The organism is Pseudoalteromonas sp. SR41-4 (assembly GCF_014163985.1).
Lineage (GTDB): Bacteria > Pseudomonadota > Gammaproteobacteria > Enterobacterales > Alteromonadaceae > Pseudoalteromonas > Pseudoalteromonas rhizosphaerae.
Genome location: NZ_JACJEI010000023.1, coordinates 19,100 through 32,007, shown reverse-complemented (window position 1 = coordinate 32,007; position 12,908 = coordinate 19,100). Strand labels below are relative to the sequence as shown.

At 40.2% G+C, this 12,908-nt stretch carries 12 protein-coding genes; 6 read left to right on the top strand and 6 right to left on the bottom strand.

The features are described 5' to 3' along the window. Nucleotides 1–56 precede the first annotated feature (56 nt). Together H5180_RS16615 and elbB are read right to left on the bottom strand one after the other, a co-directional pair. The gene (locus tag H5180_RS16615) at nt 57–449 is read right to left on the bottom strand and encodes a cytochrome c5 family protein (RefSeq protein WP_145238413.1); all 393 of its coding nucleotides are present in this window, start codon (nt 447–449) and stop codon (nt 57–59) included. A gap of 191 nt (nt 450–640) precedes the next feature. After that, entirely contained in the window at nt 641–1,291 is a 651-nt protein-coding gene (gene elbB / locus H5180_RS16610; protein ID WP_182735055.1) for an isoprenoid biosynthesis glyoxalase ElbB, read from the bottom strand. A gap of 567 nt (nt 1,292–1,858) precedes the next feature. Here elbB and polA point away from each other — a divergent pair. Next, complete coding sequence (polA, locus tag H5180_RS16605; protein ID WP_182758651.1) at nt 1,859–4,594, top strand: DNA polymerase I; 2,736 nt, start codon at nt 1,859–1,861, stop codon at nt 4,592–4,594. 136 nt (nt 4,595–4,730) lie between these two features. Here polA and H5180_RS16600 read toward each other — a convergent pair whose 3' ends face one another. Together H5180_RS16600 and H5180_RS16595 are read right to left on the bottom strand one after the other, a co-directional pair. Continuing rightward, on the bottom strand, nt 4,731–5,540 hold the full coding sequence (locus H5180_RS16600) for a lipase secretion chaperone (RefSeq protein ID WP_182758650.1): 810 nt from the start codon (nt 5,538–5,540) through the stop codon (nt 4,731–4,733). Between the two features lie 3 nt (nt 5,541–5,543). Further along, nucleotides 5,544–6,464: a triacylglycerol lipase gene (locus H5180_RS16595; protein ID WP_145238425.1), complete on the bottom strand. Its 921-nt coding sequence runs from the start codon at nt 6,462–6,464 to the stop codon at nt 5,544–5,546. 437 nt (nt 6,465–6,901) lie between these two features. Between H5180_RS16595 and H5180_RS16590 the strand changes: the two genes are divergently transcribed. Both H5180_RS16590 and H5180_RS16585 read left to right on the top strand, forming a co-directional pair. Continuing rightward, on the top strand, nt 6,902–7,489 hold the full coding sequence (locus H5180_RS16590; RefSeq protein WP_145238428.1) for a YceI family protein: 588 nt from the start codon (nt 6,902–6,904) through the stop codon (nt 7,487–7,489). Beyond that, on the top strand, nt 7,489–8,010 hold the full coding sequence (locus H5180_RS16585) for a DUF1285 domain-containing protein (RefSeq protein ID WP_145238431.1): 522 nt from the start codon (nt 7,489–7,491) through the stop codon (nt 8,008–8,010). Before H5180_RS16590 ends, H5180_RS16585 begins: the two co-directional genes overlap by 1 nt. Here the strand turns inward: H5180_RS16585 and yihA are convergent, their stop codons facing one another. After that, entirely contained in the window at nt 8,011–8,673 is a 663-nt protein-coding gene (gene yihA / locus H5180_RS16580) for a ribosome biogenesis GTP-binding protein YihA/YsxC (RefSeq protein ID WP_145238434.1), read from the bottom strand. It lies immediately after the preceding gene. Between the two features lie 295 nt (nt 8,674–8,968). Between yihA and H5180_RS16575 the strand changes: the two genes are divergently transcribed. The 3 genes from H5180_RS16575 to H5180_RS16565 all read left to right on the top strand — a co-directional run bounded on the left by H5180_RS16575 (nt 8,969) and on the right by H5180_RS16565 (nt 11,454). Further along, nucleotides 8,969–9,601, top strand: coding sequence for a cytochrome c (locus H5180_RS16575; RefSeq protein ID WP_182735060.1), 633 nt, complete (start codon nt 8,969–8,971; stop codon nt 9,599–9,601). A gap of 756 nt (nt 9,602–10,357) precedes the next feature. After that, nucleotides 10,358–10,942: a Der GTPase-activating protein YihI gene (gene yihI / locus H5180_RS16570; RefSeq protein WP_145238440.1), complete on the top strand. Its 585-nt coding sequence runs from the start codon at nt 10,358–10,360 to the stop codon at nt 10,940–10,942. Beyond that, nucleotides 10,942–11,454, top strand: a complete 513-nt coding sequence (locus tag H5180_RS16565; protein WP_220493132.1) for a DUF2489 domain-containing protein — start codon at nt 10,942–10,944, stop codon at nt 11,452–11,454. Before yihI ends, H5180_RS16565 begins: the two co-directional genes overlap by 1 nt. 61 nt (nt 11,455–11,515) lie before the next feature. Here H5180_RS16565 and hemN read toward each other — a convergent pair whose 3' ends face one another. After that, the gene (hemN, locus tag H5180_RS16560) at nt 11,516–12,889 is read right to left on the bottom strand and encodes an oxygen-independent coproporphyrinogen III oxidase (protein WP_182758649.1); all 1,374 of its coding nucleotides are present in this window, start codon (nt 12,887–12,889) and stop codon (nt 11,516–11,518) included. Nucleotides 12,890–12,908: the final 19 nt, after the last annotated feature.

Here is a 12,908-nt window from a genome sequence, read left to right as displayed (position 1 = left end):
TAATAAAAAAGGCTGAAAAAATCAGCCCTTTATAAAAAAAAGTACAGAATTAAGTATTATTTTTTGCTCATGAAATCAATAGCTGCGCTTATTTCATCATCTGAGCAGTCCATGCATGTACCGCGTGGTGGCATTGCGTTAAAGCCATTAATTGCATGGTTTAATAGAGTGTCTGCGCCTTTAGCTAAGCGTGGAGCCCAGTCATCTGCTGATTTTGGTGCACCAAGTGCGCCAGTACCATGACATGCAAAGCACGCCGCTTGGTAAACTTGTTCACCGGTACGAGGACCTGTTGGCACTTCAGCAACTGCTGCTTTATCGCCTTCAAAGTAAACGGCACCTATAGGCGCGATACGTTTTTTGATCGCATCTTCAGTCATAGAGTTATCATATGGCTGTGCGTATGCGGTGGTTGCTAGCAATAATAATGCTGCTGATAGTTTTTTCATTTTGCCTTGCTCACTTCGATTTGAACGTGATCAATCACGATAGATGACGGAATTTAGAACGATTATAACGCTAAGCCGCAATTTATAAAACGCTACGATGTATTTTTCTTATGAAAAAACACTATTTTTTGCGTCAGCGCAACAAAGCACCTACTTTAGAATGACTGATTTGCGGTTTTTGTAGCACCTAATTAGCTCATTTTCAAAAGCGCAGCGACTAGTTTTTCAATACCTGCATCAGCATCTAAAATTGACTGCGCTAACATATAAGCTGGAGTGCTTACGAGTTTATGTTGCTCATCAATTACAATATCATCTACCGCACAATCAATGTGTTGAGCGCCTAAACTTTGTAGTGCGTTAGCAGTATCAACATCATTACCAATAGTGGTTTTTACGCCAGCACTGTAGATCAATGGGATCATTGCTGGAGCAATGCACATATAGCCTGCTGGTTTTTTGGCATTCGCAAATGCTTTAGCAGCACGGAGCATTTCAGGGTTTAATTGTGCTTGCGCACCATTGATCGCAAAATCACACAGGTTTTTAGCTGCGCCAAATCCACCAGGCACAATCAAAGCATCAAAGTCATTAGCATCTAACAGTGTTAACGCTTTGATATCGCCACGGGCAATGCGTGCCGCTTCGACTAATACGTTCCGGTTAGGGGTCATTTGTTCCCCATTCAGGTGATTGATCGTGTGCAATTGCTCAATATCAGGGGCAAAACACTGGTAGCTTGCTCCGGCTTTGGCAATATGTAATAACGTTAATACGGCTTCGTTGATTTCTGCACCGTCATAAACTCCACAACCTGCTAAAATTACAGCTATTTTTTTCATATACTATGCCCTTATTTATTATTCATAAAGTCAGTTTAGCATGACTTTTGCTGACTGTTATGGCCTTATTAAGATCATTTTGTGATCATCAATAATGATGAGTTAAAGATTATTTTTATTCGATCAATCCACTCGAGGCAGAGCAAAAACACGCTATATGCTTTTTTTAAAGTTGGCTAATAGGAAAAAATTATAAAGGATCGCTATGATCTTTGATCCATTGTGGTAGAATGCTCGTCCGGTTATTTATAAGGAATGAATTAACCGTTTTTTAGTTGTAAAAAGCCACAATCAAGCAAAGCAATAAAATGTTTTTCCACATTGTGATAAAAATAATAAAAAAAGAACCTCGTATTATCTTTTTAAAACAAAACATACACTTAACTTGTTTCTAAGTAGTTTTAAATTACTTTGGAGGAATAGCTTGTGGGTGTTATCTACATAGTTATCCACAACTTACTCTTATTTAACGGTTTAAACAAAGCTTAATTCACAGTCGTTTTATGCGTGCCCTTATGGCATGCTTACAGATATTTCGTTTTCTCTCATTTAGGATCCAATTACATCATGGCTCAGATCCCTGAAAATCCACTTATTTTAGTCGATGGCTCTTCCTACTTATTCCGTGCATATCATTCACCACCGCATTTAACTAACTCAAAAGGTGAAGCAACAGGCGCTATTTATGGCGTTGTTAACATGATGAAAAGCCTGATCAAACAGTATGATCCAAGCCATATGGTGGTGGTTTTTGATGCTAAAGGTAAAACTTTCCGTAATGATATGTACAGTGAGTACAAAGCCAACCGCCCGCCAATGCCCGATGATTTGCGCACGCAAATAGCGCCACTGCACGATATTATTAGGGCGATGGGTTTTCCGCTTATTAGTATTGAGGGTGTTGAAGCTGATGACGTGATTGGTACATTCGCCCGTATTGCTTCAGAGCAGCAGCGCCATGTATTGATCTCAACCGGTGATAAAGACATGGCTCAGTTAGTGAATGAGCATGTCACTTTGATCAATACCATGACCGACAGTATTTCTGATCCAGACACTGTGGTTGAAAAATTTGGCGTTGGTCCTGAACTGATCATCGATTACTTAGCTTTGATGGGCGATAAAGTAGATAATATCCCAGGTGTCGATGGATGCGGCCCTAAAACGGCGGTTAAGTGGTTACAAAAATACGGATCATTACAAGGTGTGCTTGATCATGCCGGTGAGATCAAAGGTAAGATCGGCGAAAAGCTTGCCGCCGCAGTCGATCATTTACCGCTAAGTTATGAACTGGCTACCATTAAATGCGATGTTGAAGTTGAATCAGACTTAGATACCTTTAAATTGCAAGAGCCAAATCGTGATGAACTGATTGCCTTGTATGGCGAGTGTGAGTTCCGTCGCTGGTTAGCTGAGTTATTAGATAATCCAAAAGATGCAGACACTCACTTGGCTGTCCCTAGTGAAGCGAATGAATTACCGCAAGTAGCTGATGCTCATTATGAAACAATCCTGACAACAGAGCAATTAGATACTTTAGTCGAGCAATTAAATGCCGCTGAACTATTTGCCTTTGATACTGAAACAACCAGCCTTGATTACATGCAAGCTAAACTTGTCGGGATGAGCTTTGCTGTTAAAGCTGGCGAAGCCGTGTATTTACCGGTTGCCCATGATTATCCTGGCGCGCCTGAACAGTTAAGCTTAGAGACGGTGATGGCGAAGATCGGGCCAATTTTAGCTGATGAAAACAAAGCTAAAGTTGGTCAAAATTTAAAATATGATAAGAGTGTATTGGCTAATGCCGGTTTTGAGCTAAAGGGTATTAAATTCGATACTATGCTTGAATCTTACGTATTTAATAGTGTTGGTACTCGCCATGATATGGACTCGTTGGCGCTAAAATATTTAGGCCATAAAAATATCAGTTTTGAAGACATTGCTGGTAAAGGTAAAAAGCAGCTGACATTTAATCAAATCGAACTTGATAAAGCGGCACCTTATGCCGCAGAAGATGCGGATATTACGCTTCGTTTACACCAAGTATTATGGCCGAAACTTGCAGCCGATGAAAAGCTTAAATCGGTATTTGAAGATATAGAGATGCCGCTTGTCAGCGTTATTTCAGATATTGAGCGCACCGGTGTTGCGATTGATAGTAAAATGCTTGCCGCGCACAGCCAGCGTTTGGGTGAACGTTTAATTGAGCTGGAAAAAGAAGCGCATGAGATTGCTGGTGAACCATTTAACTTAAGCTCACCAAAGCAATTGCAAGTATTGTTGTTTGAAAAACTTGAACTGCCAGTTATTAAAAAAACGCCAAAAGGCGCACCTTCTACAGCTGAAGAAGTACTACAAGAGTTGGCTCACGATTACCCGCTGCCTAAAGTTATTATTGAGCACCGAGGTTTATCTAAGCTTAAATCAACCTACACTGATAAATTACCACTGATAGTGAATGAGCAAACGAAGCGTGTGCATACTTCTTACCATCAAGCGGTAACGGCAACTGGCCGATTAAGTTCAAGCGATCCTAATCTGCAAAATATTCCTATTCGTTCAGAAGAAGGACGCCGTATTCGTGAGGCTTTTATTGCTGCAGATGGCTATAAAATAGTGGCTGCCGATTACAGCCAAATCGAACTACGTATCATGGCGCACTTATCGCAAGATATAGGCTTGTTAAATGCGTTTGCCAATGGTCTTGATGTACACAGTGCAACTGCTGCGGAAGTGTTTGGTGTTGAGTTAGAAGATGTAACCACGGATATGCGCCGTAAAGCTAAAGCGGTTAACTTTGGTTTAATTTATGGGATGTCAGCATTTGGTTTAGCACGTCAACTTGATGTACCGCGCCATGAAGCGCAACATTACATTGATAAGTATTTTGAACGTTTCCCTGGTGTGCTTGAGTACATGGAATCAACCCGTGAGAAAGCTGCCGAAAATGGCTATGTTGAAACTATTTTTGGTCGTCGCTTACATTTACCAGAGATCAACGCCCGTAATGGCGCGCGCCGTAAAGGAGCCGAACGTGCTGCGATTAATGCACCAATGCAAGGCACCGCTGCTGATATCATCAAAAAAGCCATGCTAACAGTCAACAAATGGGTGTATGAACAAGCACCGAATACGGTTAAATTACTGATGCAAGTACACGATGAATTGGTATTTGAAATCAAAACTGAGTGTGTTGAGCAATACACCGCAGAAATTTGCCAGTTAATGTCTGATGCTGCGAAATTAGATGTGCCATTAGTGGTTGAAGCTGATAGCGGAGATAATTGGCAACAAGCCCATTAATCACTGAGCTTTTTAAATCATATAAGCGCGGCTGCATTGAGTGAAGCCGCGCTTTTTTATGTCTGTGAATAGGGTAGTCAGTTTTTTAAAAGGTGGCCATTCGGCTACTTTCTTAACGCTATAGTAGGTCACTCATTTAATGCAATGGATATAACACTAAAAACCGTCGCTTTTGATTTGTGGTTAAATGCTCATCAAGTAGCTGGGTAATTTTTTGCTCTGCTTGTTGTGGCTCATAGTGTTGTTTTAACTGTTTAATTTGTTGTTTGAGTTGCTCACTCAATGTTTGCCATTGCTGGCGCTGCTGCACTAGAGCGATTAACCTTGTTGCCGCAGCATCGCCAAATTCCGCTGCCAGTTGATTATAGTCTTGTTGTTGCAGGGCATCTTTTAGCTCAGTGTTTAAAGCTTTTAGATCGTTACTAGGTTTAAGTGCCTGGGTAATACGCTCAGGTTGCTCGCCCTCTAAATTAGATAACAATTGTTGCTTTAATTCATCACTAATATGGTTGTTCTGATTAATTTCAAGCTTGGCAATTGTATAGTGCTGCCACTCATTATCATCGTTAAATAAAAGAGTGATTTCAGCTGCATTGAAGTAGCGTTGTTGAAAAGCGATCATTGCAATTAATTGTTCGCTTAGCGGCAAATGAGCGAGTTGTTGCTGCAGCTCTGCCAGCGCTATTTTAAAGCTGAGGTAGCGATTAAATAGCTCACTATTGATTTCGCATGCAGCTAACTTTTCGCACTGTTTTAGAGCCTGCGAAGCACTAAACTCACCGGACTCTTGGCTAGCTAAAATAACGTGTTCAAAAATGCTATCGATTGCCATCGGTTGATCGACATGTGGTGGCGTTGCACTTGTAAGCTTATCGTCGCTGAGTAAAAAAATCATAGCTGTGCTAGTGATAGATATCACTAACACTAAAATGAGCAACTGCTTCATTGTTTATAAGCCTAATTTTTTCAAGCGATTAGCATGTTGACGGTAGACTGTCAGTGGATCGGTTGCAAATAAATGATGAAAGCCAATCAGTTGATTCACTTCATCAAGGTGATTCATGCGGTAATTATCTTTTAATACATAACCTAAATGGCTACTACAACGAGAGACTAAGCCATCGTCATCGCCTGGGATCAGTATTGCAGTGATCGCCAGTGCTGCATCTGATGGGTCAAATATATTTGTTAAAGTTCGAGTACCACTCCAAGAAAAGTAATATACGCCATTACTGGCATACATAGGTCCTTGCTGGCATTGCTCAGCAGGTAGGCCTTCTGGATATTTTTGATTAAAGGCCAGCGCGCCCTCAGTGGTTAAGCTCTCCAGTGCACCAAGCGCATCTTGTGGTAACTGACTATTGCCAGAGAGTAATGCGATTAACCCGCCAAATGCATCAAAGGCTGTTTTAGCTATACCTTCTAGCTTAGATCCAGGAGTCAGTCCTTGGCGCACCACATCAGCAACAGGGCTACCAAAATTAACACCGCCAACACTGGTCGCTGAGGCAACTAAGTCGGGGCGTAGTGAGGCAACATAGCGAATACTTTGCGCACCTTGACTATGACCAATGAGATTTACTTTTGTTGTACCAGTTAGTGCAATAATCTGTTCAACTTGCTGTAGTAACTGCTCGCCTCGTTGTTCAGAATTATTCAGCGAGGATACGGCCGTGACGAAAACCTGTGCGCCATCACGACTGAGGCTTGCTGGTACCCGATAAAAATAATCGACACCTAATACATCGTCAAAACCCATCAAGCCATGTGCTAATACAATTGGGTATTTAGTTTGGGTATAGCCTGCATTAGCGCTATTACTGAAGATAAATAGCAGGCAGCATAAGTATAGAGTGGTTATTTTTTTCATGATCAGTGCTCTTTTATTGTGTGTGTTTGATCACGCTTTGAACTGCTGTTTACAGACAAAGTGTGTGGAGTTTTTATTCTAATTAGTTAATAGAGCAAATTTTGAGCTGAAATTCAATGTTAATATTAAGTTAAATTAACATGCAATTTGTAGTATTAGTTATATGTTTATCAATTCGACTAGTTAGTACCTGTATTTAGTTTATTTATCATGGTTAGTTTGGTAAAGTCCGCGTCGTCCTCATCCTGTAGGACATCCTGTTGATGATGCACTCGAAAGGGTGCTCGTATTGATAGCTTCTCCCCAGTTTGCTATACCGGCCCAGCATTAATTTGTTGGGTCGTTTTTTTGTCTCTGTTATTTATTATGCTATTGATTGCACTTCATAGAACAAGTGATACCATTGAATCTCATTTTCATTTTGAAAGGAATGCGTGATGGTTAAATCAATTGCGATATTAGGTCTTTCGTTATCAAGCCTATTAGTCTCTGGTGTTGCCTGTGCTGATTGGCAGGTTAACAATGATCAAAGCAAAGTAAGTTTTGTGTCTATTAAGTCAAATAGTATTGCTGAAGTGCATCACTTCAAAAATGTGTCAGGTAGTTTAGCTGAAGATGGCTCTTTCTCAGTTGATATTGATCTGAGCTCAGTTGAAACGATGATCCCTATCCGTAATGAACGCATGACCAAGTTGTTATTTGAAACAGCGAAGTTTCCAACCGCAACCATAACAGCTAATTTAAGCACGCAATTAAAAGCGCTTAAGCCTGGCCAACATGTATTTAAAGGTATTAGTGCTGAACTTGATTTTCATGGCGCTAAGAAAGAGATTACACTGGATGTTATAGCCAACTTGTCATCGCAAGGGGATATCAGCGTTTCATCAATGAGCCCAATTATCATAAATGGCGCAGACTTTGCTGTCATTGATGGCATTATGCAATTGCAAAAGTTAGCAGGTTTACCATCGATAGCAACGGCAGTACCTGTTAGTTTTTCATTAACGATGAACAAGCTTAAATAATGCACTCTTTGAATGAGCTTGCCACTGCACTTGAGCAGCCAAGCAAGCCATTTTCTCAATGGCAGCCGCAGCATTGTGGCGAGCTGCCAATTATCATCAATCAGCAAGGTGAGTGGTTATACGGTGGCAGTAAAATTACTCGTATCGCTATGGTTAAGCTGTTTGCCTCAGTTCTTTGCAAAGAGCAGGATACTTTTTACTTAAAAACACCAATCGAAAAAATAGCTATTACTGTCCATGATGCTCCCTTTATAATCGTAAATTGGCGCTTTGAAATGACAGAGCAAGGGCAAGTGTTATGTTGTGTGGATAATTTACAGCGAACTTGGCTAGTAACCTGCGAACAACCTTTAGTAGTACAAGATTATCAGGGCAATGATGTGCCGTATTTACAGTTACCGTATGGCTGTAGTGCTCGGGTATCAAGAAGTGTGTTTTATCAGTGGGCAGAAATAGCACAAGCTGATAAGCAAGGCTATTTCATTCAATCTGCGGGTCAGCGTTTTTACTTAAACGTGTGATTAAGCATCTGATTCAGGCGTTTGTTCAACATCAGTAGGTGGTATTGCAACAATTGGCCCTAGGAACCATTCATCTAATTTCTTAGCAACTTCAGGTAATCCTGTGCCTTTTAAAGATGAAAACGCGTGAACGGTAATATCACCCTCTAAGCTGCTTAACTCGCGACGAACTTGCAGCACCTGTGCTTTACGTGCACCTTGCTTTAGTTTGTCGGCTTTAGTTAATAGTGCCAATACTGGAATTTCACTACCAATTGCCCAATTAATTAAATCGCGGTCTAAATCTTTAAGAGGATGACGAATATCCATTAAGATCACGATACCTTTTAAACTTTGACGTTTTTGCAGGTATTCACCTAATGACTTTTGCCATTTCTTTTTCATTTCGATCGGTACCTTAGCAAAACCATAGCCAGGTAAATCGATTAGACGCATATCATCAACATCGGCTAATTCAAATGTGTTGATCAGTTGCGTACGGCCAGGGGTTTTACTAGTACGTGCCAGCTTTTGGTCAGTTAATGCATTTAGGGCGCTAGACTTACCGGCGTTGGAGCGGCCAGCAAAGGCAACTTCAATTCCCGTATCAGCAGGCAATTTAGTGATATCTGGAGCGCTGGTAACGAACGATGCAGTGTTATATTTGATACGAGATTTGAGCACAGGCTCTCCTAGAAACTTAATTAAGTATTACAGCGAGTAAACTTTACTTAATTAAAGTTCACTTAAGGGGCGCATTTTATACTATTACTACACTATTAAAAAGCGCATTTGGACTAAGATAACAGCCTAAAATCAACTAAAATGATATGGTCAAAGCTTAATCTAGGTCAAAACCCTATAATTTATAAGTTTAATATGAGTAGAAAACGTGCCAGAGAATTTATTATCGTGTAGAATATATAAATCACAACATCCATATTGTAGATGATACAGGGTCGGAAACAGAGAATTCACCATGAAAAAAATAGCACTATCTTTAACTATATTGCTTGGTGCGTTGTCAGCAAGCAACGCAACAGCATTTGATGGCGATGTAAACGCAGGTAAAGAAAAATCAGCAACGTGTGCGGCTTGTCACGGCCCAGACGGTAATGCGCCGGTTAATATCTACCCAAAACTTGCAGGCCAACACGCGGATTATATTTATAAGCAACTTACTGAATTGAAGTTAGGTATGACTTCAGGTGGTAAAGAGGGTCGTATGGATCCAGTCATGAGCGCGATGGCAATGCCATTAAGCGATCAAGACATGAAAGATTTGGCTGCTTATTTTTCGTCACTTAACATGTCTGAAGGTGAGACACCTAAAGATATCGTTGACGTTGGCGCCATGCTTTATAAAGCAGGTGACGCAGAACGTGGTATTCCAGCATGCGCAGCATGTCATGGTCCACGTGGTAATGGCTCATCATTAGCTAAGTTTCCAAAAATTTCTTTTCAACATCCAGAATACATCAAGTCACAGCTTGAGAAATTCCGTGATGGTGTGCGCCATAATGATTTAAATGGCATGATGCAAGATATTGCCAAAAAGCTAACTGACAAAGATATCGAAGTGCTTTCTAAGTACTTAGGTGGACTACACTAAAGTAGTATAGATTAATTTTATTATTAATCCTAAAATCTATAGTGGTTACAAAAAGCAGCTCAGGCTGCTTTTTTTGTATTTTTTGTTTTGTCGATATTACCTCTTTCCTTGTAAGACATTGACCATATCCTGCTGTAAGCCAAATCCTATTTTTATTTTTGTTTTTATTATAACTCATTGTAATTTAATGTTTTGGTTATGTTGCAATTTGTATTGCGTAAGAAAAATTATATAAATTAGTTGTAACAAAATTATTAATGCGTAAATTAACCCCTGTCGCTGAAACAATAAGAACAAAATGGACTAAACTACACGGAAAGTAGTGTGACGTGATTATCGGGGATAAGACATCGGTTGATGTCACCGAAGGAATATTAAAAAAGAGTCAATGAAGACCGAGAATAATAAAATCTCACGGAAGTTTAAAATAAAAACAAAATGGAATGTTACACGGAAGGTAAAAATAATAACAACATGGAACAACAAAAATAATAACAATAATAAAGACTAAAAAGTCGAAGGGAGAAGTGTCCAGTTAAATGGCGCTCAGATTAGCAGGCGGTAGAGATGTTTTCTCTACCGCCTTTTTATTTGTCCTGTTACAATAGCCATTGTTTATACTTAAATGTATAGAAAGTGCGCAAGTAGTCGAGTTACCCAACCTCAATCCGCACAAACCGAATTCTTCTGGCAAGGCCAGCATCGCAACGCTAAAATGCGCGTTGCTCAAAACCTCTTAAGTGAGATGATCAAGATATGAGTAGAACTAAAAAGTCACGTAAAATCCCGTCTAACGGTCCTGTTCGTTTAAGCAAAGATAAGCTTAAAGAAATGCGTGCATTGAAAGAACAACGCGTTAAAAAGACCAAAGGTGCAAAGCCAGGTTCACGTAACTCGATAGACGCTTTACAGCCTGAGAGTAATAGTAATCAGCAACATAAAGATAAACGTGTTGGTAGTAAAAAACCAATCCCTTTAATTGCCGTTGCAGCTGAACCAGTTATTGAGCTTAAACGTAACTTGAAGCCACAAGTTGAACTGAAAAAAGTAGTTCAGCCTGAACTTTCACCAGAGCAAGAATTAGAAGCGCTAGAAAATGATGAGCGCTTATTGAAGCTGGTTGAGTTACATGAAAGTGGCCAGTTATTAACAGGTAAAGATGCTAAATACTTCAACAGCCGTATTGCACGTCATCAAGTGTTATGTGAATTGCTTGGTATTGAAGACGAAGCTGACGATTTTGATGATGAAGAGTTTAGCGAAGAAGCTAATAGTGACTTTGATCATTACTTGTCGAATGATTTAGCCAATGAATGGTTAGATGACGAGGACGATAAATAATGAACATAATGATCTTGGCTCTGAGTGTTGGCGCTGTGATCATTGCGGGGCTGGCATTTTATGCTGGCCAATTACTGTATAAACTCAGTGCGCAAAAAAAACTGATCGCGAAAGAGCAGGTAAAGCAGCAAGCTAAGTTAGCTAAGTCACGCTTAGAGCGAAATGCCAAGCTCGCAGACAGCATTCATTTAATCGCCCGTGCTATGCACCAAGAGCAATGTGAGTTCTCAGAAGGGAGTTTGCGTATTTGGGTGCTAATGTCGCAATACAGCTTTGAGGATGACGAAGACCTTCCAGGGCGTTATCCAGGCATATTTGCGATGTATGAAGTGGTAAAAGAAATGCCAACTCATGACGCTCGTAAAAAATATTCGAAAAAAGAAATATTTAAACAAGACAGCGCTCGCTGGCGTGCTGAAGAAACTCATGCAGAGCAAATTAAAGCTGACTGTGAGAAAATCATTGAAGAGTTTAAAGCAGCCCCTGGTAGCGAAAACGTGGTGTTTAACTAATTTTATAGTATCAATAAAAAAGCAGACCTCGGTCTGCTTTTTTTATGCTTGTGCACTCAGATTAAATTACCCGAGAGAACCGAGTCGCGTTAATCTGTTTTTGTAAATGAGCATCAAAACACATACAAATGATACGAATAAACAAATTGCCGCGTGCTGTGACGGTTATTAAGTCTGCATTGATAGTTACCATGCCATCTGCTATTAGCGGCTCAAGAGCTTGCAGTGAGCTGGCAAAGTAATCTTTAAAGTCGAGTTGATAGCTATTAGCAATACTTTGCATATTCAGTTCAAAGTGGCAAATAAGCTGTTTTATCACATCAGCGCGAATAACGTCATCATTATCAAGTTTCATACCTTTGCTGATTGCACTGCCAAGCTGATTATCAATCGCGTGATAGTAATGCTTTAACTCTTTTTGATTTTGCAAAATAGCAGTGCCAATTTGTGAAATTGATGACACCCCTAAACCCAGTAAATCACAGTCACCATGAGTGGTGTAGCCTTGAAAATTACGATGTAATTGCTGACTATTTTGTGCAATAGCTAACTCATTACTGGTTTTTGCAAAGTGATCCATACCAATAAACTGATAACCTGCGTTACTCATTTGTTCTAAGGTATTCTTAAACATGGTGAGCTTATCGTGAGCGCTAGGTAAATCTGCATCCTTAATTTTTCGCTGAGCGGCAAAGCGATCCGGTAAGTGCGCGTAATTAAATACCGATACACGATCAGGACTAAGGGCAATTAATTGCTCAATAGTCTCTTTAAAGCTCTCAGGGGTTTGCAGTGGTAAGCCATAAATCATATCTGCATTGATTGATTTGAAGCCGAGTTCACGCGCTTCACCAATCAAACTTTTTACTGCATCAGCACTTTGTGGACGGTTAACGGCAAGCTGTACATCATCATTAAAGTCTTGAATGCCAAATGATACACGGTTAAAGCCAAGGCTACGCAAGTGGCTGAGCATGTCAGTTGCCAGTGAGCGAGGGTCTATTTCAATGCCACGCTCCGCATCGGGAGCAAACTTAAAGTGCAGCTCAAGTAGCGCGATTAAACGGCTCATTTGGCTGGTTGTTAAAAAAGTGGGCGTGCCACCGCCTAAATGCAGTTGCTGTACTTGATAGCTATCAAATAGCAGCGCTTGAGCGATGATTTCTTTTTCAAGATAATCTAGGTATAAGTCAGCTTTTGATTGATGGCGGGTTATTACTTTATTACAGCCACAGTAATAGCAAAGCTGACTGCAAAACGGAATGTGGATATATAAAGATAAGCTGCGACTGCTTGATGAGTTAATTGCACTGATCAAGTCTTGTTGTTGATAGCCATCATTAAACGACAATGCTGTTGGGTAGGAGGTGTATCTTGGTCCAGACACATTGTACTTATTTATTAAGCTTTGATCCCATTTGGGTAAATTAATCATCACGCGCACCTTTTATATC